This is a genomic window from Actinomadura flavalba DSM 45200 (genome assembly GCF_000374305.1).
Taxonomy (GTDB): Bacteria; Actinomycetota; Actinomycetes; order Streptosporangiales; family Streptosporangiaceae; genus Spirillospora; species Spirillospora flavalba.
The window spans coordinates 320,080-342,667 of record NZ_KB894093.1; the positions used below are offsets into that span (position 1 = coordinate 320,080).

Annotated in this window: 22 protein-coding genes and 1 tRNA gene; 3 read left to right on the forward strand and 20 right to left on the reverse strand. The window is 71.7% G+C overall.

The window, feature by feature from the left end:
* Positions 1 to 52: 52 nt before the first annotated feature.
* From C229_RS0101475 to C229_RS0101555, 17 genes are all read right to left on the reverse strand, one after another.
* Positions 53 to 397: a hypothetical protein gene (locus tag C229_RS0101475; protein ID WP_018653304.1), complete on the reverse strand. Its 345-nt coding sequence runs from the start codon at positions 395 to 397 to the stop codon at positions 53 to 55.
* A gap of 109 nt (positions 398 to 506) precedes the next feature.
* A complete protein-coding gene (locus C229_RS0101480) occupies positions 507 to 1,235 on the reverse strand; it encodes a hypothetical protein (RefSeq protein WP_018653305.1) in 729 nt (242 codons plus the stop codon).
* On the reverse strand, positions 1,232 to 1,606 hold the full coding sequence (locus C229_RS0101485) for a PadR family transcriptional regulator (RefSeq protein WP_018653306.1): 375 nt from the start codon (positions 1,604 to 1,606) through the stop codon (positions 1,232 to 1,234). The genes C229_RS0101480 and C229_RS0101485 overlap by 4 nt, the downstream gene beginning before the upstream one ends.
* Positions 1,607 to 1,688: 82 nt before the next feature.
* Entirely contained in the window at positions 1,689 to 2,594 is a 906-nt protein-coding gene (locus tag C229_RS29015) for an L-threonylcarbamoyladenylate synthase (protein ID WP_155884537.1), read from the reverse strand.
* Between the two features lie 12 nt (positions 2,595 to 2,606).
* Positions 2,607 to 3,467 (reverse strand): peptide chain release factor N(5)-glutamine methyltransferase, encoded by an 861-nt coding sequence (gene prmC / locus C229_RS0101495; protein WP_018653308.1) that lies wholly within the window; start codon positions 3,465 to 3,467, stop codon positions 2,607 to 2,609.
* Entirely contained in the window at positions 3,464 to 4,531 is a 1,068-nt protein-coding gene (gene prfA, locus C229_RS0101500) for a peptide chain release factor 1 (RefSeq protein WP_018653309.1), read from the reverse strand. Before prfA ends, prmC begins: the two co-directional genes overlap by 4 nt.
* 98 nt (positions 4,532 to 4,629) lie before the next feature.
* Positions 4,630 to 4,842 (reverse strand): 50S ribosomal protein L31, encoded by a 213-nt coding sequence (gene rpmE / locus C229_RS0101505; protein WP_018653310.1) that lies wholly within the window; start codon positions 4,840 to 4,842, stop codon positions 4,630 to 4,632.
* 156 nt (positions 4,843 to 4,998) lie between these two features.
* Positions 4,999 to 5,649, reverse strand: a complete 651-nt coding sequence (locus tag C229_RS0101510; protein ID WP_033423887.1) for a response regulator transcription factor — start codon at positions 5,647 to 5,649, stop codon at positions 4,999 to 5,001.
* A 9-nt stretch (positions 5,650 to 5,658) separates the two neighbouring features.
* Complete coding sequence (locus C229_RS0101515; protein ID WP_018653312.1) at positions 5,659 to 6,948, reverse strand: sensor histidine kinase; 1,290 nt, start codon at positions 6,946 to 6,948, stop codon at positions 5,659 to 5,661.
* Positions 6,949 to 7,085: 137 nt separating this feature from the next.
* The gene (locus C229_RS0101520; protein ID WP_018653313.1) at positions 7,086 to 7,958 is read right to left on the reverse strand and encodes a nucleoside hydrolase; all 873 of its coding nucleotides are present in this window, start codon (positions 7,956 to 7,958) and stop codon (positions 7,086 to 7,088) included.
* 252 nt (positions 7,959 to 8,210) lie between these two features.
* Positions 8,211 to 10,583, reverse strand: a complete 2,373-nt coding sequence (gene rho, locus C229_RS0101525) for a transcription termination factor Rho (protein WP_018653314.1) — start codon at positions 10,581 to 10,583, stop codon at positions 8,211 to 8,213.
* Positions 10,584 to 11,023: 440 nt separating this feature from the next.
* The gene (thrB, locus tag C229_RS0101530) at positions 11,024 to 11,947 is read right to left on the reverse strand and encodes a homoserine kinase (RefSeq protein ID WP_018653315.1); all 924 of its coding nucleotides are present in this window, start codon (positions 11,945 to 11,947) and stop codon (positions 11,024 to 11,026) included.
* Positions 11,948 to 12,120: 173 nt separating this feature from the next.
* Entirely contained in the window at positions 12,121 to 13,188 is a 1,068-nt protein-coding gene (gene thrC, locus C229_RS0101535) for a threonine synthase (protein WP_018653316.1), read from the reverse strand.
* Positions 13,189 to 13,255: 67 nt separating this feature from the next.
* Positions 13,256 to 14,557 (reverse strand): homoserine dehydrogenase, encoded by a 1,302-nt coding sequence (locus C229_RS0101540; RefSeq protein WP_033423888.1) that lies wholly within the window; start codon positions 14,555 to 14,557, stop codon positions 13,256 to 13,258.
* Positions 14,554 to 15,945, reverse strand: coding sequence for a diaminopimelate decarboxylase (gene lysA / locus C229_RS0101545; protein ID WP_026313363.1), 1,392 nt, complete (start codon positions 15,943 to 15,945; stop codon positions 14,554 to 14,556). Before lysA ends, C229_RS0101540 begins: the two co-directional genes overlap by 4 nt.
* A gap of 25 nt (positions 15,946 to 15,970) precedes the next feature.
* Positions 15,971 to 16,597, reverse strand: coding sequence for a DALR anticodon-binding domain-containing protein (locus C229_RS32475; RefSeq protein ID WP_155884538.1), 627 nt, complete (start codon positions 16,595 to 16,597; stop codon positions 15,971 to 15,973).
* A 21-nt stretch (positions 16,598 to 16,618) separates the two neighbouring features.
* Positions 16,619 to 16,981 carry a response regulator transcription factor gene (locus C229_RS0101555; RefSeq protein ID WP_018653320.1) on the reverse strand — a complete coding sequence of 121 codons (363 nt, stop codon included), beginning with the start codon at positions 16,979 to 16,981 and terminating at the stop codon, positions 16,619 to 16,621.
* Between the two features lie 128 nt (positions 16,982 to 17,109).
* Between C229_RS0101555 and C229_RS0101560 the strand changes: the two genes are divergently transcribed.
* Positions 17,110 to 17,184: transfer RNA gene (locus C229_RS0101560), tRNA-Arg, on the forward strand.
* A 969-nt stretch (positions 17,185 to 18,153) separates the two neighbouring features.
* On the opposite strand, the gene C229_RS0101565 is transcribed toward C229_RS0101560, so the two are convergent.
* Together C229_RS0101565 and C229_RS35995 are read right to left on the reverse strand one after the other, a co-directional pair.
* A complete protein-coding gene (locus tag C229_RS0101565) occupies positions 18,154 to 18,582 on the reverse strand; it encodes a polymorphic toxin-type HINT domain-containing protein (protein WP_155884539.1) in 429 nt (142 codons plus the stop codon).
* Positions 18,583 to 18,882: 300 nt separating this feature from the next.
* Positions 18,883 to 19,344: an RHS repeat-associated core domain-containing protein gene (locus C229_RS35995; RefSeq protein ID WP_081639692.1), complete on the reverse strand. Its 462-nt coding sequence runs from the start codon at positions 19,342 to 19,344 to the stop codon at positions 18,883 to 18,885.
* 745 nt (positions 19,345 to 20,089) lie between these two features.
* On the opposite strand from C229_RS35995, the gene C229_RS0101570 reads away from it, so the two are divergent.
* Together C229_RS0101570 and C229_RS29030 are read left to right on the forward strand one after the other, a co-directional pair.
* Positions 20,090 to 21,217 carry a S1 family peptidase gene (locus C229_RS0101570; protein ID WP_155884540.1) on the forward strand — a complete coding sequence of 376 codons (1,128 nt, stop codon included), beginning with the start codon at positions 20,090 to 20,092 and terminating at the stop codon, positions 21,215 to 21,217.
* Between the two features lie 35 nt (positions 21,218 to 21,252).
* On the forward strand, positions 21,253 to 21,687 hold the full coding sequence (locus C229_RS29030) for a hypothetical protein (protein ID WP_155884541.1): 435 nt from the start codon (positions 21,253 to 21,255) through the stop codon (positions 21,685 to 21,687).
* 4 nt (positions 21,688 to 21,691) lie between these two features.
* On the opposite strand, the gene C229_RS0101580 is transcribed toward C229_RS29030, so the two are convergent.
* A complete protein-coding gene (locus tag C229_RS0101580) occupies positions 21,692 to 22,504 on the reverse strand; it encodes an SAM-dependent methyltransferase (RefSeq protein WP_018653324.1) in 813 nt (270 codons plus the stop codon).
* Positions 22,505 to 22,588: the final 84 nt, after the last annotated feature.

The following is a 22,588-nucleotide window of genomic DNA, read 5'->3' on the forward strand; positions in this document are numbered from 1 at the left end:
GTCACTCGGTGATGGACGCCCGCCCCGCCGGTCGCGGGGCGGGCGCCGGATCTCAGCCCTTCCAGCCGGAGCACTTGTCCGGCTGGGCGTTCCGCTCCTCGCACACCTGGAGCGTGTAGATCTTGGAGCCGGGGCCGGACTCGACCGTCCGCCCCTTACCGGACTTGTTCCACAGCGTCCGCTTGGTGTTGGACGACGCCGTCCGCTTGTACTCGCCCTTCACCCAGTTCTTCGCGGCCCAGTCCTTGACCTTGATCGTGTCGTTGGCCTTGCCGGTGGTGTTCCACCCGCTGACCAGGTGCTTGACCTCGCCGTACAGCGCGGACGCCTGCGCGGCCGGGAACAGCAGGCTCAGCGCGAGCATCCCGCCGCCGACGATCGTGACCCTTCGTGACATCCCAGTCCTCTCCGCAAATCCCGGGCCGGTCGCGCCGGCCCGCCGCCCGGTCGGGGCGACGGGGTCCACGTCATCGGGGCGGCGTCTCCGGACCGTCGCCGGACGGTCGTCAGGGCGTCGCTTCGCCGTCTTCGGGGCGTCTCGCGCCGAGGTCGGCGGTCGAGGGGGCGTGGCCGGAGGAGGCCACGGGGGTCGTCGCGGCGCGCAGGACCGTGAGGCGTGTCAGTGCCGCCGTGGCCGCCACCGCTAGGGCGGGGGCGGCCATCTCCACCAGGACGTACGGGGTGCCGTAGCGGTGGCCGAGGGCCGCCGAGGTCATGCCGACGAGGAGGGCCACGGCGGCACCCGCCACCGGGAGGGTCACCGCCAAGGCGCGGATCGTCGGGCGGCGGACGGCGTCGGCGTGGAAGCGCAGGACCGCCGAGACGGCGGCGAGCGCGCCCGCCCAGGCGAACAGCGCGCAGAGCGCGTATCCGCCGTACAGGACCGCCGCCGGGGTCTCCAGCGGGCGGTCGCGGCCGAGCACCTGGGCGAACAGGTCGCCCTGGAGGCCGAAGACGGGGAACAGGCCCGCGAATCCGCCCGGCAGCGCGCCCGCGAGCGCCGCCACGGCGACGCGGCCCGCGCGCGGACGCAGCGGGACGACTCCGCGCTCGGCGGCCCAGGCCCGCGCGAACCCGTCGGGGTCGCCGCCGACGTACGACTCCGGGTCGCGGCCGTCCTGGACCGCCGCCGCCAGGTCGTCCGCCAGTTCACCGGCCATGTCGGCGACGTCCTCGGCGGCGACGCCGATCCGGGCCCAGGTGCGGGCGCAGCGGCGGACGGTCCGGTCGGTCACCGCGACGTCCGCTCGGCCGTCTCGCGGTCGCCGTGGCCCGCCAGGACGGCCGCGACGCCGCCGACCAGCCGCTCCCACTCGCCCGACCACGCCGTCAGCGCCTCCGCGCCCTCGGGGGTCGGCCGGTAGTACTTGCGGGGCGGGCCGCCCGCGCTCTCACCGAGGTAGGACTCCAGCAGCCCCTCGCGTTCGAGCCGCCCCAGCGCGGGATAGATCGAGCCCTCGGCGACGGCGTCGAGCCCGGCGGCGGCGAGGCGCCGCACCATCTCGTAGCCGTAGGCGGGCTCGTCCGCGACGACGGCGAGCAGGCAGAGGTCGAGGACGCCGCGCAGCCACTGACTGCGACGCCGACCCGAATCCGGTGCTGTCATGCACCGCATGGTAGTTCGCGACTACCTTGCGGAGCAAGAGTAGCGCGGATGAACGCCTGGGCGGTGGTGGGCCGGTGGGGCGTCAGGAGTCGCCGTCGTCCTTGGTCAGGGACGGCTTGGCCGGGCTCTCGGACGCCTCGTCCCGCTCTGCGCCGGAATCGTCCTTGGCGAGTGAGGGCTTCGCAGGTTCAACGGGGGCGTCTTCGGCGAGCGACGGGGGCGTGGGCTCGTCAGGTGCGTCCTTGGTGAGCGAGGGCTTCGCAGGCTCCTCCGGAGCTTCCTTGACGAGGGACGGCTTCGCGGGCTCGTCGGGGCTTACCGGGTCGTCGGTGAGGTCGTCGTCCTCGTCGGTCAGCAGGACGCCGACGATGGCGCGGATCTTGTACTCCGGGATGGCGCCCGCGCGCAGAAGGCGCGGAACCGCGCCCGTCAGGTCGACGATCGTGGACGCCTCGCCCTGGCCGGACGCGCCGCCGTCCAGGTACACCGCGACGTGGTCGCCGAGCATCTCCCGCGCCTCATCGGCCGTGCGGGCGGCCGGCTTGCCGCTCAGGTTCGCGCTGCTCACCGCGAGCGGCCCGGTCTCCTTGAGCACCTCCACCGCCAGCTCGTGCATCGGCATCCGCACCGCGACCGTGCCCTTGGTCTCGCCGAGGTCCCACACCAGGTTGCGGTTCGCGCGGCACACCAGCGTCAGCGCGCCGGGCCAGAACTCGTCGATGAGGTCCTGGCCGTAGGTGCCGAGGTCCTCCACGAGCGCCGTCGCGGCCCGCACCGACCCCACCAGCACCGGCGGCGGCATCTCCCGGCCCCGGCCCTTGGCCGCCAGCAACGACGTCACGCCCGCGGGCAGGAACGCGTCGGTCGCGAGCCCGTACACGGTGTCGGTCGGCAGCACCACCAGCTCGCCCCGGCGCACCGCGGAGACGGCCTCGCCGATCCCCCGGGCGCGTTCCACCGGGTCGGAGCAGTCATAGCGTCGGCTCACGAGGGTCTCCAGTCAGTCGGTACCGAGGCGGGCCGTGACGAACCTGTCCCGGTCGGTCAGATCGCGGCGGTTGCGGACGTCCCGCCAGCCGTTCTCCTCGGCGAACGTCCAGTACACGCCGTTGCCCTGGAGGTCGCTGTGCTCGACGGCGACGATCCCGCCCGGCCGCAGCAGCCGCCGCGCGGTCCGCTCGACCACCCGGATCGCGTCCAGGCCGTCGTCACCGCCACCCCAGAGGGCGTCGGCGGGATCGTGGTCGCGGACGTCCTGCGGGACGTACTCCCACTCGCTCATCGGAATGTAGGGCGGGTTGCTGATCACCAGGTCGACGGTGCCGTCCAGCTCCCCCAGCGCCGTCGCGAAGTCGTCCAGATGGACGCGGACGCGCCCGCGCTCGTCCAGTTCCTCCACGTTGCGGGACGCGTGCACGAACGCCTTCGGGTCGCGCTCGACCGCGTGCACCCGCGCCCGCGGCGCCTCCAGCGCGATCGACAGCGCGATCGCGCCCGAGCCCGTGCCGAGGTCGACGACGAGCGGGTCGCGCACGTCCATGTCGCGCAGCGTCTCCAGCGCCCAGCCGACCATCACCTCGGTCTCCGGACGGGGCACGAACACCCCCGGACCGACCTTCAGCTCCAGATACCGGAAGAACGCCCGTCCGGTGATGTGCTGGAGCGGCTCGCCCGCCTCGCGCCGCGCCACGTACTCCCAGAACCGCGCGTCGAAAGCGCTGTCGGGCACGGTGTGCAGCTCGCCGCGCCGCACGCCGTGCAGCGCGGCGGCCAGTTCCTCGGCGTCGGCGCGCGGCGACGCGGCGCCCGCGTCGGCCAGCCGCGCGGTCGCGCGGGCGATCTCGTCGAGCAGGAGCTTCATGACGCTTGGGCTTCGGCCAGCCGGCGTTCCATGTCGGCGTCGACCAGCGCCTGCGTGACGTTGTGCAGGTCGCCGTCGAGAACCTGGTCGAGGTTGTACGCCTTGTAGCCGACGCGGTGGTCGGAGATGCGGTTCTCCGGATAGTTGTAGGTGCGGACCCGCTCGGACCGGTCGACCGTGCGGACCTGGCTGCGCCGCTCCGCCGACGCGGCGGCGTCCGCCTCCTCCTGCGCGATGGCCAGCAGCCGCGACCGCAGGATGCGCAGCGCCTGCTCCTTGTTCTGGAGCTGGCTCTTCTCGTTCTGGCACGACGCCACCACGCCCGTCGGCACGTGCGTGACGCGCACGGCCGAGTCGGTGGTGTTGACGCTCTGCCCGCCCGGCCCGGACGAGCGGTACACGTCGATGCGCAGGTCGTTCGGGTCGATCTGGACGTCGACGTCCTCGGCCTCGGGCGTCACCAGGACGCCGACCGCGCTGGTGTGGATGCGGCCCTGCGACTCGGTGGCCGGGACGCGCTGCACGCGGTGCACACCGCCCTCGAACTTCAGGCGCGTCCAGACGCCCTCCTCGTCGGGGCCGCCGCGCGCCTTCACGCCGACGGTGACGTCCTTGTAGCCGCCGAGGTCGGACGGGTGGGCGTCGATGATCTCGGTCTTCCAGCCGGACCGCTCGGCGTACCGCAGGTACATGCGCAACAGGTCGCCGGCGAACAGCGCGGACTCCTCGCCGCCCTCGCCCGCCTTGATCTCAAGGATCGTGTCCTTGTCGTCGTTGGGGTCGCGGGGCACCAGCAGGTGCCGCAGCCGCTCCTCCAGCTCGCCCTGGCGCTTCTCCAGGTCGGCGGCCTCGGCCGCGAACGCGGAGTCCTCGCCGGCCAGCTCGCGCGCCGTGGCCAGGTCGTCCAGTGTGCCCTTCAGCTCCCGGTACGCCTCGACGATCGGGCGGAGCTGCGCGTACCGCTTGCCGAGCCGACGGGCCAGCGCCTGGTCGGCGTGCACGGCGGGGTCGGCGAGACGTTCCTCGATATCGGCGTTTTCGCTGATGAGATCGTCGAGATTCACGGTTGCGTCCTGGGCACTGGCCTGACGGCCGGTTTCGAGCGGCCCGGAACCCCGGTCGGGTGCCGGGCCGCTCCTGGTGGGCTGTGGGGTCGAACGCCCTACTTGGCCCGCTTGCCGAAGCGCTGCTCGAAGCGCGCCACCCGGCCGCCGGTGTCCAGGATCTTCTGCTTGCCCGTGTAGAACGGGTGGCAGGCGGAGCAGACGTCCGCGCGGATCTGGCCGTTCTCGGCGGTGCTGCGGGTCTCGAAGGTGTTCCCGCACGTGCACGTCACCGTCGTGACGACATAGTTCGGGTGGATCTCGGGCTTCATGGGTCTCTCCTCGCTTCGGGGCGGTCGCCGGGCGCTCCGCTCACACGGCCGGTGCCGTGGAAGATGGGGAGTCGTGAACCGGTACCGCAGCGGTTGCACACCAAGTGTGCCAGATACCCGAACGTGCCGAGGTCATCGGGCATTCCCGGCACCCGCCTAGGCGGTCCGCCCCAGGTAGGCGAGGACGGCCATGACGCGGCGGTGGTCGCCCTGCGCCGGTTGCAGATCGAGCTTGGCGAAGATGTTCGAGATGTGCTTCTCGACCGCGCCGTCGGTGACGACCAGTTCCCTGGCGATCGCGCCGTTGGCCCGTCCCTCGGCCATCAGCGCCAGGACCTCCCGCTCGCGCGGGGTCAGCGCGTCCAGCGGGTCGCCGGTGCGGCGGCGGCCGAGGAGCTGCCCGATCACCTCGGGGTCGATGACGGTGCCGCCCGCCGCGATGCGCCGCACCGCGTCGATGAACTCGGCGATCTCCGCGACGCGTTCCTTCAGCAGGTAGCCGACGCCCTCGGCACCGCCGCCGATGAGGTCGGTGGCGTAGCGCTCCTCGACGTACTGCGACAGCACCAGGATCGGCGTGCCCGGGACGCGTTCGCGGGCCGCGAGGGCGGCGCGCAGGCCCTCGTCGGTGAAGGACGGCGGCATCCGCACGTCCACGATCGCGAGGTCGGGACGGTGTTCCTCGACGGCGCCCGGCAGGCCCGTCCCGTCCCCGACCGTCGCGACCGTCTCGATGCCCGCGTCCTCCAGCAGCCGGACCAGGCCCTCCCGCAACAGCACCGAGTCTTCGGCGATCACTACCCGCATGGGCTCATTTCACCACGAGCACGGTAGGTCGGCCCGCAGCACCGTCGGGCCGCCGGGCGGGCTGTCCACGGTGACCATCCCGTCGATGGTGGCGGCGCGGTCGGCCAGGCCCGCCAGGCCGCCGCCCGGGCGCACCTGCGCGCCGCCCACGCCGTCGTCGGCGACCTCCACCACGACCCAGTGGCCCTCGCGCGCGACGCGGATCGTGGCGCGCGTGGCCCGCGCGTACTTGGCGACGTTGGCCAGCGCCTCCGCGACGATGAAGTAGGCGATGCTCTCGACGGCGGCCGGGGGCCGCTCGGGCAGGTCCACGTCGACCTCGACCGGCACCGGGGCGCGTCCCGCCAGGCCCGACAGCGCCGGGTCCAGGCCGCGGTCGGTGAGGATGGCCGGGTAGATGCCGCGGGCCAGGTCGCGCAGCTCGGTGATCGCCTCACGGGTGCCGGTGTGCGCCTGCTCGATGAGCGCGCGGGCGGCCTCCGGGTCGTCCGCGAGCTTGGCGCGGGCGCGGCCGATGTCCATCGCGACGGCGAGCAGGCGCTGCTGCGCGCCGTCGTGCAGGTCGCGCTCGATGCGGCGCCGCTCGAACTCGACGGCGTCCACGCCGCGCGCCCGGCTGGCCTGCAACTGCTCGGTCTTCTGGCGCAGTTCCTTGTTCTCGGCGCGGGCCGCGCTCGGGCCGAGCAGCACGGCGGCGAGCAGGGCGTGACCGAGCGCGACGGTGCGCGTCACGTAGAGGGCGAGCAGCGCGACGACGAGGCCGAGCGCGGTCACCGGGAGCGCCGCGACCGGATTGTCCATCCAGTAGGAGAAGACGCCGAGGTTCACCTCCGCCGAGCCGCTGAGCGCGACCACGACCGGCATCGCGACGAGCACACCCGTCGCTGACCACAGCACCGCCATGAGGACGAACTCGGCGATGCCGAGCGGGAACCGCAGCGCGAGGTAGAGCAGGTCGCGCCAGGTGGCGGGGTCGAGCACCATCGCCTTCAGCTTGGTGAACGGGTTCCTGCCCTTCGGCATCGGCCGGTACGGGTCGGCGATGCGGATGCCGAAGCCGAGCCACGCCAGCCGCCGCTCCAGCATCGCGGCACCGCGCCACAGCACCATGACGGCCGCCAGCATCGGCACCCCGACCCAGATGATCGTCAGGGCGCCCGACACCGCGATGCCGACGGTGAGCGCGATGAACCACGCGAGCCCCAGCCACAGCGACGCCGCCAGATACACCGCCGACCGCCAGTTCACCGACGACCGCGCCATCGCCAGCGGCCTCCAGCCGCCGTCGCTGATGGCCACGGTCCCCTCCCCGCTCCTGCTCAGCTCGCCCACGGTTCCCTCCCACGCCTCTGCCACGTTACGTCTCCACCCTGACGAAACGCGCCGCCGCCCACCATGCGGCGGCCCGCCCGAGCCGAGGTGGGGCTAACCCCACCTCAGGCACCGGCGAGAATCCGCACCAGACGTTCGCGGTCCACGGCCACGCTGATGAACGTCCCGCTGCCCGGCGCGGGCCGGGCTCCCCACTCCCCTGCCTCCAGATACGCCTCGACCTCGGCCCAGCGCATGATGGACGGGTCGATCGCGGCGCAGGCCGCCGCCGGGTCGTGGAACAGCTTGCCGTCACGCCGCTTGCGCAGGTAGACCTCCATCCCCTCGTGGAGCAGCGCCAGGCCGGGGTTGCGGTCGCGGACGGGCCGCAGCCTCTCGTGCAGGGCGCGGTCGTACCGGACGCCGTGGGTCACGTTCTTGGAGACGAGTTCGCGCCGCGTGATGCGCCCGGTGGCGAGCGCCAGGCGCGCGGCGGTGCGTTCGCCGTTGAAGTTGAACGTCGGGCACGTCAGGCGCCCCGCGAACTTGGGCAGCCGGTCCTCGGGCGGGACCACGTTGTCGCCCGCGAAACCGCCCTGGGCGACCCAGCGGGCCAGCCGTACGCCGGGGTGACCCTCCAGGAGGGCGCGGAGGTTGTGCAGCGCGGCCCCGGTCAGCAGGGTGAGTTCCGGGTGGCCGGTCACCGCGTCCGCCAGTACGCGCGCCGCCGGGCCGTCGGGGGCCGCCCGTCCGGGGTCGCCGAGCCAGCGGTGGTGGAACCCCGACACGTGGGAGGTGCCGGTGCCGGGGTCGGTCGCGCCGACGGGCACGTCCGCGCGTCCGACGCGGGTGAGGACGCGCCGCACGAACGCCACCTGTTCGGCCGACCCCGGGGTCACCGTCACCGCACGCAGCCGGACGGCCGGATGGCCCGCGACCAGGCACAGGGCGAGCAGGTCGTCGGGGTCCTGGGTCTCCAGGTCGAAAGCGAGGTCCATCGTCGACCACCTCCGCCGGAGAAGCTGGCGCTCCGCCCGTCCCGGGCGCCAGTGACCGCCGTCCCGTGCGAGGCCCGGAAAAAGTTATCCACAGGGTCGGGCGGGGGCGGCGAAGGGGCGCGGGGGTGCTCCATGCTGTGCGTGATGACTTCGTCACGGAAGGGAGCAGTCATGCGAGGACTCGTCGGGAAGCTGCTGAAAGCGCGACGCCCCCGCCCCGGGAGGGGCGAGGGCGTCGGGGAGAAGGCCGCGTCAGTCGTTGTTGTTGACCGTCGTCTTCTGCACCTGGAGCAGGAACTCCGCGTTCGACTTCGTCTCCTTCATCTTCTCGATGAGAAGCTCCAGCGCCTGCTGGGTGTCGAGCGCGTGCAGCACCCGGCGGAGCTGCCAGACGATGCGCAGCTCATCCGGCGCCATCAGGATCTCCTCCTTGCGCGTGCCGGAGGCGTCCACGTCGACGGCGGGGAAGATCCGCTTGTCGGCCAGGGAGCGGTTGAGCTTCAGCTCCATGTTGCCGGTGCCCTTGAACTCCTCGAAGATGACCTCGTCCATGCGGGAGCCGGTCTCCACGAGCGCCGTCGCGAGGATCGTCAGCGAACCGCCGTTCTCGATGTTGCGCGCGGCGCCGAAGAACCGCTTCGGCGGGTAGAGCGCCGTCGAGTCGACACCACCGGACAGAATCCGGCCCGAGGCCGGTGCCGCCAGGTTGTAGGCACGGCCCAGACGGGTGATCGAGTCCAGCAGCACCACGACGTCGTGCCCCAGCTCGACCAGGCGCTTGGCCCGCTCGATCGCCAGTTCCGCGACCGTGGTGTGGTCCTCGGCCGGACGGTCGAAGGTCGAGTGGATGACCTCGCCCTTCACCGACCGCTGCATGTCGGTGACCTCTTCGGGACGCTCGTCCACGAGCACGACCATCAGGTGGCACTCGGGGTTGTTCTTCGTGATCGCGTTCGCGATCGACTGGAGCACCATCGTCTTGCCGGCCTTCGGCGGCGAGACGATCAGGCCGCGCTGGCCCTTGCCGATCGGCGACACCAGGTCGATGATCCGCGTGGTCAGCACGTTGGAGTCCGACTCCAGGCGCAGCCGCTCCTGCGGGTACAGCGGCGTCAGCTTGGAGAAGTCGACCCGGCCCTTGGCCTGGTCGGGCTCCATGCCGTTGACGGTGTCCAGGCGGACCAGCGCGTTGAACTTCTCGCGCCGCTCGCCGTCCCGCGCCTGCCGGACGGCGCCGGTGATCACGTCGCCCTTGCGCAGCCCGTTCTTGCGGACCTGCGCGAGCGAGACGTAGACGTCGTTCGGGCCGGGCAGGTAGCCCGTCGTGCGGACGAACGCGTAGTTGTCGAGGATGTCGAGGATGCCCGCCACCGGGATGAGGACGTCGTCCTCCGACAGCACCGGCTCCTCGTAACGCTCGCGACCGCCGCGACCGCCCCGGTTCCGCTCGCGGAACCGGCGGCCCCGCCGGTTGCGGCCGGTGCCGTCGCCGTCGTCGTCCTGGTTCTGGCCACCGCCGCCGGAGCCCTGGCCGCCGCGCTGGCGACCGCCGCCCTGCTCGTCGCGGTCACGGTCGCCGCGCTGGCCGCGCTCGCCCCGGTCGTTCCGGTTGTCGCGGTCTCCGCGCTCGTTCCGGTTGTCGCGGTCGCCGCGTCCGTCCCGGTCGCCGCGCTCGTTCCGGTCGCCGCGCTCGGCACGGTCGTTCCGGTTGTCGCGGTCACCGCGCTCGCCGCGGTCGCGGTCACGGCCGCGCTGACGCTGACGGCCGCCTTCACGGCCGCCCTCGCGTCCGCCGCCTTGACCGCCCTGGTTCTGCTGGTTCTGCGACTCGGCGTCGTCGCCGGAGGTCTCCCCCCGTCCGCCGCGACGCTCGCCGCGCTCGGACTGACGGTCGGCGGAGCCCTTGTCGCCACGGTCGCCGCGCGCGCCGCCCTGCTCGCCGGACCGGTCCCCGCGCTCACCCTGCTCGGCACGGTCGCCGCGCTCGGCACGGTCGTTCCGGTCGCCGCGTTCCACTCGCCCGCCCCGCGCGGTGTCACCCTGCGCGGCGGACGCCTGCTCGCCTTGACCCTGGGCCTGCTGACCCCGGTCCGCCTGACCCTGGGCGGCCTGACCCCGGTCCGCCTGGCCCTGCGCGGGCTGGCCCTGCGCGGACTGGCCCTGACCTGCGTTGCCCTGGTCCGTCTGGGTCGGCGCCGGCTGGCCCTGGTTCGCGCGGCCTCGCGTCGGCTGGGCCGCCTGCTGGGCGTCCTGGGCGGCCGTGGGCAGCTCGCTCTGCGCGGTCGCGCGGGCCTCGGTGGTCACCTGGGTGTCGGTGGTGTCCTTCTTGGCCGCGGCCGTGCGCCCCCGGCGGGGACGCTCGGCGGCCGGGGCGGACTCAGCGGAACCCTGCTCGGCGCCCTGCCCCTGCCCGCCCTGCTTCTCCTGGATGGCGGCGATGAGCTGGCTCTTGCGCATCCCGGTCGTGCCGGTGATGCCGAGGCTGGACGCGAGCTGCTTGAGTTCGGGCAGCACCATGGCCGACAGGCCGGTGCCGCGGCGGCGACGGGGGGCCGCGGCGCCGGTCTCACCGGCGGCGGGCGCCGTGCCGGTGGCGTCCGTCAGGAGTTCGCTGGATTCGCTCACTAAGGGTCCTTCCCAGGGAGCGGGTGTTGGCCGGCGATCGACCAGTCAACCCGGTGGTGCGGCCCGGCGGGGGCGCCGAGTCGGGCTCGGCCGATCGCGGTGGGTCCACGGTCGGCGTGGGCATGCCAGATGATGGATCGGGACGAAACGCTCGCGCGGGTCCCCGGCGCCGCTACGTCCGAAGGTTCGGTGGAAGCCCGGACAACGGGATGTCACGGTGACGGGAAGCCGAGTGCGCGGGACCGGCACGACCCGGAGGTCGGACAGATGACGCACGGCTGACGAGCACGCAGCCCCGAACGGGGCATCTGGTGCGGCATTCAGCCTAACATCACCAGGGCGCACTGCTATTCCCCAGAGGTCGATGTCTTCGCTCTTTACCAAGACGGATCATTGACACGTACCGACGCCGCGCTCACCCCGGCTCCGGCCGCGTTACGTCAGGTCCGGGCGGTGGCGCCGGAGCGGACGTGCGCGCCCCGGGTGGCGACGTCCAGAGTGTGTTCGTGCCAGCCATTACCCACTCCGGCGCCTATCGAATCAACTCGTGATGCCGTTGTGAAGGCGAGGACAGTAGGCCCGGCACCGGAAATCACGGCGGGCACGCCCGCCTCGCGCAGCCGCGCGACGAGCGCCGCCGACTCCGGCATCGCGGGGGCGCGGTGGTCCTGGTGGAGCCGGTCTTCGGTGGCGTCCAGCAGGACGTCGCCCGTGAGGCCCTGCGTGAGCGCGGCGATCAGCAGCGCGGCGCGGCCGGCGGTGTGGGCCGCGTCCGCGTGCGGGACGGTCGGCGGCAGCAGCCCGCGCGCCCGCTCGGTCGCGAGCCGCTGGTCGGGCACGTACACGGTGACCTGCTCGACCGCCGGGTCGAGCCGGACGAGACGCGGCCCGGCGGGCCCCGTCCAAGCGATGGTCAGGCCGCCCGCCAGGCACGGCGCGACGTTGTCGGGATGACCCTCGATGTCGGTGGCCAGCCGCAGCACGGCGTCGTCGTCCAGCAGCGCGCCGTGCGGGTGCAGGGCGCGCGCCGCGAGGACGCCCGCGATGATCGCCGCCGACGACGAGCCGAGCCCCCGGCTGTGCGGGATGCGGTTCACGCACGTCAGCCGCAGCCCGGCCCAGCGAGTGCCGAGCGCGACGGGCGCCAGCGCGTCGATCACGCCGAACGCGCGCCTGAGCACCGACACGATCAGGTGCCGCTCACCGCGATCGGCGACCTCGGCGCCTTCCCCGTCCACGTCGATGGACAGCCCGGTGAAACGGTCCCCGGCCGGGTCGACCTCGACCGTGACCTCGTCGTACAGCCCGAGCGCGAGGCCGAGCGAGTCGAACCCCGGCCCGAGATTGGCACTGGTCGCCGGCACTCGCACCGTCACCGGCCCAGGCGCCCGGCCCGCGCGCGACTCGGACGCGTCGGCGCGACCAGCCACCGGACCGGACACGTCGCCGGTGACCGCGCCCGTCACGGGCGGGCGGTGCGGAGCCGTCTCATGGCGTGACGGCGCGTTCGGGTCGGTGCCGGTGGGGTCGGGTGTGCTCACGTGAGGCCCAGGGCGGAGGCTGCGGCGTGCGCGTCGACCTTGACGGTCGTCGGGGCGGGGGCGCCCGAGATGGCCCAGTCCGGGTCCTTGAGGCCGTTTCCGGTCACGGTGCAGACGATCTTCGAGCCGCGCTCGATCAGACCCTGCTCGGACGCCTGGAGCAGCCCCGCGACGCTCGCCGCCGACGCGGGCTCGACGAACACGCCCTCCTCGGCGGCCAGCAGCCGGTACGCCGCGAGGATCTGCCGGTCGGTGACCGAGTCGATCGCGCCGCCGGAGTCGTCGCGGGCGGCGATGGCGAGGTCCCACGAGGCGGGGTTGCCGATGCGGATCGCCGTCGCGATCGTCTGCGGCTTCAGCACGGGCTCGCCCTTGACGAACGGGGCCGCGCCCGACGCCTGGAACCCCAGCATCCGGGGTGCGCGGGTGGCGATGCCGTCGGCCGCGTACTCCTGGTAGCCCATCCAGTAGGCCGAGATGTTGCCGGCGTTGCCGACCGGCAGGCAGTGCACGTCCGGGGCATCGCCGAGCGTGTCGACGATCTCGAACGCGGCCGTCTTCTGCCCCTGGAGCCGGTACTTGTTGACCGAGTTGACCAGCGCGACCGGGTAGTCGACCGACAGCTTGCGGGCCAGCTCCAGGCAGTCGTCGAAGTTGCCGTCGACCTGGAGCAGCCGCGCGCCGTGCACCAGTGCCTGCGCCAGCTTGCCCATCGCGATCTTGCCCTGCGGGACCAGCACCGCGCACGTCATCCCGGCGCGCACCGCGTACGCGGCGGCCGACGCCGAGGTGTTGCCGGTGGACGCGCAGATGACGGCCTTGGCGCCGTCCTCGGCGGCCTTGCTGATGGCCATCGTCATGCCCCGGTCCTTGAAGGAACCGGTGGGGTTGGCGCCCTCGACCTTGAGGTACACCTCGCAGCCGGTGAGCTGCGACACCCGGTTGGCCGGCACCAGCGGCGTCCCGCCCTCCAGCAGCGTGACGACCGGCGTCTTCGCCGTCACCGGCAGCCGGTCACGGTACTCCTGGATGAGGCCACGCCAGGCGCGGGCGGTCGGGTTCACTCGATCTCCTCGGATGACCTGCGGACTTGCGCACGAGTGTACGGCGCAAAGGGGGTTTTCGGTCGGGTTACTCGTCACCTTCGACGCGCATCACGCTGGCGACCTCGCGGACGCTGTCGAGCCCGCGCAGCCGCTCCACCGTCGCGGACAGCGCCGCGTCCGGCGCGCGGTGCGTCACGATGACGAGCTGGGCGTCGTCACCGAGCCCCTCCTGGCGCACCGCCTGGATCGACACGCCGCTCTGCGCGAACGCCTCCGCGACCGTCGCGAGGACGCCCGCCTCATCGGCTACGTCGAGCTGGAGGTAGTACCGCGTGACGGTCTCCCCCATCGGCAGCACCGGCAGCGACGCGTACGTCACCTCGACCGGGCCGGACGTGCCGCCCACCCGGTTGCGCGCCACGGCGACCAGGTCACCGAGGATGGCCGACGCGGTCGGGGCGCCGCCCGCGCCCGCGCCGTAGAACATCAGTGACCCCGCCGACTCGGCCTCCACGAACACCGCGTTGTACGCCTCGCGGACGCTCGCCAGCGGATGCGTGCGCGGGATCATCGCCGGATAGACGCGCACCGACACGCCCCGCCCGTTGCGGCCGTCGTCGGACGGAACGCGCTCGCAGATCGCCAGCAGCTTCACGACGCTGCCCATCTCCTGCGCGCCCGCCACGTCGGCGGCGGTCACCTCGGTGATGCCCTCGCGGTGCACGTCCGCCGCCGTGACCGGCGTGTGGAACGCGAGCTGCGCGAGGATCGCGGCCTTGGCGGCGGCGTCGAAGCCTTCGACGTCGGCCGTCGGGTCGGCCTCGGCGTAGCCCAGCTCCTGGGCCTCCTCCAGCGCTTCGTGGAACCCGGCGCCGTGCGTGTCCATCTGGTCGAGGATGTAGTTCGTGGTGCCGTTGACGATGCCGAGCACCCGCTGCACGTGGTCACCGACCAGCGACTCGCGCAACGGCCGCAGCAGCGGGATCGCGCCCGCCACGCTCGCCTCGTAGTACAGGTCGGTGCCGTACTCGCGGGCCGCCGCGAACAGTGTCGCGCCGTCCTCCGCGAGCAGCGCCTTGTTCGCCGTGATGACCGACTTGCCGTTCTTCATCGCGCCGAGCATCAGCGACCGCGCCGGTTCGATCCCGCCGATCACCTCGATGACGATGTCGACGTCGTCGCGGGTGACGAGCGTCTCGGCGTCCGTCGTCAGCAGCTCCGGATCGACGCCCGCCCGGACCCGGTCGGGGCGGCGCACCGCGATCCCGGCCAGTTCCAGCGGCGCGCCGACCCGCGCCGCGAGGTCGTCGGCCTGCTCGCGCAGCAACCGGACGACCTCCGTCCCGACGACTCCGCACCCCAGCAGTGCCACCCGCAACGGTTTCACGCTCCGACCTCCGCATCGAGCCGCAACAGGTCGTCCGCGGTCTCCCGGCGGACGATCACCCGGGACCTGCCGTCCTTCACCGCCACCACGGCGGGCTTCGGGACGTGGTTGTAGTTGCTGGCCATCGACCGGCAGTAGGCACCGGTCGCCGCGACGGCCACCAGGTCGCCCGCCGCAAGATCTTCGGGCAACCACAGGTCACGCACGACGATATCCCCGCTCTCGCAGTGCTTGCCGACGAGCCTGCTGAGCATCGGCCCGCCCTCGGACTCCCGGCTCGCCAGCGCGCACGAGTAGTCGGCGCCGTACAGGGCGGTGCGCATGTTGTCGCTCATGCCGCCGTCGACGGACACGTACGTCCGCAGTCCCTCGACGTCCTTGACGGTGCCGACCTCGTACAGTGTGACGCCGCCCGGCCCAACGATGGCGCGGCCCGGCTCGACCGTCAGGCGCGGCGTCTCCAGCCCGTAGGAGCGGCACTCGCGCGCGACGATGTCGTGCAGCCGGTCGGCCATCTCCTTCGCGACGATCGGCTCGTCGCCCGGCAGGTACGCGATGCCGTAGCCGCCGCCGAGGTCGAGTTCGGGCAGTTCCAGGCCGTGCTCGTCGCGGATCGCGACGAGCAGTTCGGCGAGCCGGTGCGCGGCGACGCCGAACCCCTCCGCGTCGAAGATCTGCGACCCGATGTGCGAGTGCAGCCCGACCAGGTCGAGTTCGGGCAGCGCGACGACGCGGCGAACCGCCTCCAGCGCCGCGCCCGAACTGCGGGAGAAGCCGAACTTCTGGTCGTCGTGCGCCGTCGCGATGAACTCGTGGGTGTGCGCCTCCACACCCGTCGTGACCCGGACCATCACCTTCGGGCGGACCCCGCGCTCGCGCGCCAGGTAGCCGAGCCGGGCGATCTCCTCGAACGAGTCGAGCACGATGTGCCCGACGCCGGCCTCCAGCGCCGCGTCCAGCTCGGCGACCGACTTGTTGTTGCCGTGCAGCGTGATCCGCTCCGGCGGGAACCCCGCGTGCAGCGCGATCGCCAGCTCGCCGCCGGTGCACACGTCCAGGCCCAGGCCCTCCTCGTGCACCCACCGCGCCACGGCCGTGCACAGGAACGCCTTGCCCGCGTAGTGGACGCTGCCCGCCGCGAACGCCTCGGCGTACTCGCGGGCGCGGCTGCGCACGTCCACCTCGTCGTACACGTACAGCGGCGTGCCGTACTGCCGGGCGAGGTCGCGCACGTCGACGCCGCCGATCGTCAGCGCGCCTTCGGCGCGGCGCGCCGACTTCGGCCAGACGTCCTGGTCCAGCGCGTTGAGGTCGGGCGGCGGCGGCAGCGGATTGTCCTCCGACAGGACGTTCTCGTGCCGCGGCCCCGCCGGGTGCACCCTGCTCATGCGTTCCGCCTGCTCCTTCGCCCCGTCATATCCGTTCCCGGGGGGTTTCGCCGATCATGGTCAGTCCGTTGCCGAGCGCGATCCGCGCGGCGCGCGCGAGCACGCCGCGGATCGGGCCCGGTCGTTCGTGCACATCGTGGTAGACGCACGCCAGCCGCTCCAAATAGGCGATCAAGGGCGTGGCGTCCGCCTCCCGGACGGCCTGGGCGGCACGTCCGGGGAGTTCGGGCAGCGCGCCGGCGAGCCGGCGTTCCGCCGCGTCGAAGTTCCCGGTGACCCGGCCGTCGGCCGCCTCCGCCCAGCCCGCGCGCGCGTAGGCGTAGCGGACGGCGAAGCCGGGATTGGCGAACGTGCGTGGCCGTTCGGGCCAGCCGCCGCCGGGGACGCGCTCGACGATCCCGTACCGGACGCCCTCCCGCAGGATGCCGCGGGTCACGCTCTCCGGGGGGACCTCGATGACGATCATGCCGCGTTCCGCCCGCCCGAGTCCCGACGGCACGCGGGCGGCGACCTCGTCCGGCCGCTGCCCGGCGCGCAGGGCGACGGCGCTCACGTACCTTCCGGGTTCCCGGTAGGCGAGCGGCACGTCCGCGGGCGCGACGGCGCCCCGCACGGCGGCGGAGAGCAGTGCGCCCACCTCGGCAGGAGTCACCCTGGTGAGACTATCTGACCACTATCTGGACACCGCCGCGAGTTTCCGGACGGTCTGGATGAGCTGGTTCGGGTCGAACGGTTTGGTCACGTAGGCGTCGACGCCGATCTCGTGGCCGCGCCGGATGTCGTGCTCCTGCGCCCGCGCAGTGATCATGACGACGCGGATGTGCGCCGTCCCCTCGCCCTCCCGCAGCCGGCCCGCCGTCACCCACCCGTCCAGGCGCGGCATCATGACGTCGAGCGTGATGACGTCCGGCCGGACGTCGAGCACCCGATCCAGGCAGTCCTGCCCGTCCACGGCGGTCTCGACCTCGAACCCTTCGAGCTGGAGGTTCACGGCGATGAGCTGCCGGATGACCTCATCGTCATCGACGACCAGCACGCGCCCCAGTGGCTTGGTCACCGTCCCGAACTTAGCCCACCCACACCCCCGGCGCACGGAGAACAAACCAGGTACGCACACCCCGCCGACCCTGGTAACCTTCCATCAACGCCGCCACAAGGCGGCCCGCCCCCTTAGCTCAGGGGATAGAGCAACGGCCTCCGGAGCCGTGTGCGCAGGTTCGAATCCTGCAGGGGGCACCAAACCAAATGCCAGTCGATGGCGGGCCATCGGCTGGCGTTTTCTCTGCAACGTCCTAGCAGCGCAGTGTAACGCGCTCAAGCCTCATTCCATGATGCGGCGGCATGCCACATATCCGCCATCTGCCAAGTTGAACATCCGGCCAGCAAATGATAAATCGGCGGACGCGATTTCTTTTATGGGCGAGTAAGCGCGACCGATTAGCATCGTCCAGCGTCTGCCTGGCCGCCGGATCGGACAGCGCAAACGCGGCACCCCAGATTCACTGCGCCGAAGGAAGCCTGCTGTTGGCAAGTCAATCACCCAGGAATTCCACACCTCCAAAAACCGGACAGTAAAAAGGTTCTCGTTCTTGCGTATTATTCAGTGCCGCGCAGCGGACCGAATTTAGAGGGGGAATGGGCACCGCCAGAATCTTCATTCCATTGACAATGAGTGGCCGAGACATAATCCGGACCGTCATTGACGAGATAGATAATACCCCGATTTGGGAATCCAATCCCGAACTGCACAAGCCGTTCGTCTTTCGGCGACTCGATCGCATCAATCCTAAGCTCGTCGTATTCATGACCCAAGTGCATGCGCACCACATTACTAAAGAGCACATCTACCCTAGGCGGCCACCGTGCGTCCTCCAGGCTCCTAAAGAGCAACTGTGAGTAACTTACGGAATAATGCCATAGACGGAATGGCCTCTCCCAGCCAGCGATCATCTGATATCTCACGCTCCAAGAAACGCCGGCAAGGGGACGTCTACAATACGCCCCCCTGTAGAAGGTGATGCTACTCCACTCCCGATAGCCTCGCCAGATCGAATCCCCGACAATCTTCATTTCTCGTTCGGTGGTGAACCAATTCTTACCACCTCCCCTGTCGAAGGCCGTCTTGAAAGCTGAGCCTGCGTCGTCGACGTGGTCGAAACCGTCGAGGACGATGTGCAAGGTTGTCGTCGGCTTATGAAATGCAACATCTCACACAGCTCCAAGCGCCTCATCCCTAGTGCTGTCCAAGAAGTGAGTCAAACCCTTGGACTCAGCGAAATGTCTCAAGGCTTCGACGGTGAAGTTATGGGCGCGTCGGTAACGCTTGACCAGACCAAGGGTCGTGATCTGGACGTGGGTGCCTGCGCCGGTGCGGAGCCACATGCCGGGCTTGAGTTCGCCGACGTCGGCCCATCGGCTCTGCTCAGGTAGGCAGAAGGGGTGGTTTGCTGTCGCCGTGAGGACATCGGTGCGCTTCTTTGCACCGTTGACGGTGATTTGGACGAGGTCCTTGGTGCCGGTGCTGGAGAAGGTGGTCGTCACCGCCCGGGTCTGGGCTGCGCCGGTTTCGGGGTTGGTCGCGGTGACTTTGTCGCCGACCTTCATGGCGTCGATGGGCTTGTGGGTGCCGTCCGCCATGAGGACCTTGGTGCCCGGCACGAAGCTGTTGGCCTTGCAGCTTCCTCCCGCGGAGCCGCCGCCGGACTTCTTGCCGCCACCGGCTTTGGCGCCGCCGCCTGCGTTGGTGGTTTTCTTGGTACCCGCGTTGGTGCGTAGTTTTGCGGCGCCGTTGCCCTTGGTGGGGCTGCCGCCCCTGCCGCCGCCTCCGCCGCCGCCCTTGCTGGCTTTGAAGAAGCCTCCTGCCGTCCCTTGTGTTCTGGGCGTGCGAGACGACGCCGTAGACCGCTCCTGCCGCGGCGGCGCAGGCGACGCCGACGGTCAGGGAGGCGATGGTGGCGCGGGGCTTGCTGAGGAAGCCGTCTGCGGTCTTGAGGCCGCCCATGGCCTTGCACTTCCGGTTGCACGGCGGGGGTGCGGGCGGAGCGGAAGGTGCGACATTGCCGGGACCGGCTTCCGTGCTCGGCGCCGGGCTGCTGGGCGGGGGGTAGCCCGGCGGGCGGCCGCCGCGACTGGGGCCTCCGCTGCCGCGTTCGCCTCGGTCGGTGTCCTTGCCCTTGCCGGGGTGGCCGAAGCGTTCACGGGCGCCGTCGGGTAGATGGCGGCACATGGTGCCGTCGGGGTCGGAGCTGGAGATGGGCTGTTGCTGGCGTAGCCGAAGCCGTTCCAGGTGACGGGGTCGACGCTGGTGAAGCGGCCGATGGTGGGGTCGTATTGGCGGGCGCCCAGGTGGGTGAGGCCCGTGCTGGTGTCCTTGGTGCCGCCTACGTAGCCCTTGTCCATGGCCAGCGGCCAGGCGTTGATCGGCGTGGAGCGTTCGGTGCCGAGGGGGGCGAAGCGGCGCAGGCTCCAGGTGTTTCGGTCGACGGCGTTGGATCCTCGTGCTCGCCGGGGGACGAACCCTCGCGCACGACGGCGGGTGTCGTGGTCGTTGGTGCTGTTGGGCGCGTTGAAACTTGGGTGGGGTTCAAGAGGTTGTTGGGTTTTTTCCTTGGTCGTTTGAGTCGTTCATGTCTGGCTTGATGCGTTATCGGTGGTGGGTTGTTCTTCGGTTTCTGGTGGGTTGGGCTGTGGTGGTGGGGCGACGACCTGCGGTGATGGTCGGTTTTCTTACCTGGGGGCGGTTCTGCGCGGGGTGTGGGGTGAGAGGCAATCGGGGGTTCGAGGTGGGGGCAGGGGATGGCAAGCGCAAGATCATTTGGGTGGGGGTGGGAAGGACGTGGGGTGATCATGCGGTGCTGCGCGAGGTATGGGGTGGTGGGGGTTGCTGGGGAAGGGGACCGTCGTTGTGGCGGGGGCCGGGCTGATGGTGGTGGCGTCCATGGTCGGTACTGCGGGGGTGGCCGCCGATGCCGGGTGGGGGGACGGGGCGCGGGTCGTGGTCGGGCGGGGGGTCGAGCGGCCCGTGTTGGAGGGGTTGCGGGGGGCTGCGTTGGTCGAGGGGGTTCCGTTGGAGCGGGTCGTCGCGCGGTATGCCGACGAGGTCGTTGCGGCTCGGCCTGGGCTTCGGGCTCGGGGGGACGCGTCGGTGCCCGATGTCAGGGTCGATGATCTGCCGATGGTCGAGCTGGTCGATCTGCGGCGGATCGCCGTGGCGGAGAAGATCTCGTACGGCGAGGCGATCGACCGGTACGGGTGGCAGACGCGGTTCGAGCAGGTCGCGGACCGGCTGGAGCGGGACTATCCGGCGGAGCTGGCCGAGGCCGCGCTCGACGAGGACGGGAAGGGGGCGCGGTTCAGCTTCAAGGGCGACGTTCCCGCCCAGGCGGTGAAGCTGGCCCGGACCCTGCCCGCCAAGGTCGAGCTGAAGGGCGGCACCGGGTACTCGGCCGCCGAACTCGAACGCGCCATGAACACCGCCCACGACAGCGTCGCCCGGCGCAAGGACGTCGCCCACGTGCAGAGCGCCTACGACGCGAGCACCGGTGTCGTCGTCGTGGAGGCGCGGCGGGTCGAGCTCGCGGCCGACCCCGACGCGCCGGAGGAGGCGCAGCCCGCGATGCGGCCCGCGACGCCCGCCAACCCGCGGATCAAGGTCCGGCTCATCCTCGGGAACCACCCCGACGTGCGTCCGGCGGACCGGGCGATGCGCGGCGGCGGCCGGATGACGTACTGCACCGCCGGGTTCACGGTGAAGAAGATCCGGGGCAAGGCCAAGGGGATCTCGACGGCGGGGCACTGCGCCGTGGCGAAGCGCCTCACCTACCGGCTGCACAAGAAGGACGGCGGGACGCGGACCACGATCGTCCGCAAGCGCCGCCACCAGGGGGCGTCGGGCGACGTGTCCTGGTACTCGCGGGGCCGCTTCAAGGTCGCGCGGACGTTCTACTACGCGTGGAACAAGAAGCGGTACGCCGACCGTCGCGCGGGTACGCCCCGAAAGGGCACGCGGATCTGCAAGTTCGGCGTCACGTCCGGCGCGTCGTGCACGACCGTGCGGGCTTCCAACGCCACGATCTCCACGGGCGGGCGCACCTACCGGCGCATGGTGACGACGAACGGCGGCGGCGTGCGGCCGGGCGACAGCGGCGGGCCCTGGTATTACGGGGGCACGGCGTACGGGATCACGCACGGGTACTTCGAGGGGACGAAACGGTCGGTGTTCACGCCCGCGGTCTCGCTGCGCAAGCTCGGGGTGGACGTGTACCAGCGGTGACGGCGTCCAGGGGAACGGTCGACACGGGGATCAGCATGAAGAGGACAGTGACGGTCGCGGTGGCGACGATGCTCGCCATCGGGGCCACGGGCGGCGCGGCCGCCGCGCGGCCCGACCGGGTGAGCGTCGTGGGGAAGGACCCGCGCATCATCGTCGCGGCGATCTCGTCGCGGACGGCCATGCGGATGCCGGGCCGGCTGGTCTACGACCGGTCGGCGCGGTGCCTGTTCCTCGCCCACCCGGGCCTGGGACGCACGACGCCGCTGTGGCCGGCCGGGACGCGGCCGGTGCGGCACGCGGGACGGCCGGGCGTGCACGTCCCGGGCTCCGGGCGCGTCCTGGTGGGCGACCGGGTGGTGGCGAGCGGCACCTACTCGGCGAAGTCCAAGGCGGTCACGAGGGCGCGGATTCCGGCGGCGTGCGCCCCGCGCGGCCGGGAGCTGACGACGATCACGCCGTCCCGGCGCTGACGCGTCAGCTGACCTTGCGGGCGATACCGGCCATGCCGAGCTGTTCGCCGGGGGTGAGGGCGGCGGGGTCCTTGGGGGCGTCGGGGCGCCAGAGGGCCGTGTAGGTGACGCCGGGGGCGACGAGTTCGAAGTCGCCGAACTGGGCCTCGATCTCGGCGGGGGTGCGGGCCCAGCCCTCCTCCAGGTTCTCGCGGGTGATGCGGGCGAGTTCCTGCTGGGCGGGGACGCCGGTGTCGACCAGGGACGTCATGAACAGGTGGCTGCCGGGGGCCAGGACGTCGCGGTAGGCGGCGACGACGTCGTCCACGACGTCCGGTGAGAGGTAGTGGAGCATCCCGACCAGCATGATGACGGCGGGCCGGGTGAAGTCGAGGAAGCCGTCGACGGCCGGGTCCGCCAGGATCGCGGCGGGGTCGCGGACGTCGCCGACGGTGACCCGCGTGACGCCGTTGCCCGCCAGCAGGGCCCGGCCGTGGACGGCGACCAGCTCGTCGATGTCGACGTAGACGACGCGGGCGCCGGGGTTCTCCCGCTGTGCGACCTCGTGGGTGTTCTCCACGGTCGGCAGCCCGCTGCCGAGGTCGAGGAACTGGTCCATCCCGGCCTCGCCCGCCAGGTAGCGGATGCCGCGCGCCAGCACGCGCCGGTTCTCGACGGCCGAGTCGCGCAGCCCGGGGATGTTCTGTGCCGCGTGGTCGGCCAGGGCGCGGTCGGCGGCGAAGTTGTCCTTGCCGCCCAGGAGCGCGTCGTAGGCGCGCGCGATCGTCGGCCTGCCGAAGTCCAGGTCCCGCGGAGGCCACTGCGCCCCGTCGCCCATGAGCTACCACCCGTCACCGTCGTCCCGAGAATTGCGATCATGGTAGATCCACCGGCCCGCGGCGGGACGCAAGTCTCAGAACTT

Coding starts and splice junctions, on each gene's coding strand:
- lysA (WP_026313363.1), bottom strand. CDS start 15,945: ATGAGCAGGGTGCACCCGGCGGGGCCGCGGCACGAGAACGTCCTGTCG.
- C229_RS0101485 (WP_018653306.1), bottom strand. CDS start 1,606: ATGACAGCACCGGATTCGGGTCGGCGTCGCAGTCAGTGGCTGCGCGGC.
- rpmE (WP_018653310.1), bottom strand. CDS start 4,842: ATGAAGCCCGAGATCCACCCGAACTATGTCGTCACGACGGTGACGTGC.
- C229_RS29030 (WP_155884541.1), top strand. CDS start 21,253: ATGAAGAGGACAGTGACGGTCGCGGTGGCGACGATGCTCGCCATCGGG.
- C229_RS0101580 (WP_018653324.1), bottom strand. CDS start 22,504: ATGGGCGACGGGGCGCAGTGGCCTCCGCGGGACCTGGACTTCGGCAGG.
- C229_RS0101510 (WP_033423887.1), bottom strand. CDS start 5,649: ATGCGGGTAGTGATCGCCGAAGACTCGGTGCTGTTGCGGGAGGGCCTG.
- prmC (WP_018653308.1), bottom strand. CDS start 3,467: ATGAAGCTCCTGCTCGACGAGATCGCCCGCGCGACCGCGCGGCTGGCC.
- C229_RS0101565 (WP_155884539.1), bottom strand. CDS start 18,582: ATGGCGGACGGCACCCACAAGCCCATCGACGCCATGAAGGTCGGCGAC.
- C229_RS0101520 (WP_018653313.1), bottom strand. CDS start 7,958: ATGGACCTCGCTTTCGACCTGGAGACCCAGGACCCCGACGACCTGCTC.
- C229_RS35995 (WP_081639692.1), bottom strand. CDS start 19,344: ATGGACAAGGGCTACGTAGGCGGCACCAAGGACACCAGCACGGGCCTC.
- C229_RS0101475 (WP_018653304.1), bottom strand. CDS start 397: ATGTCACGAAGGGTCACGATCGTCGGCGGCGGGATGCTCGCGCTGAGC.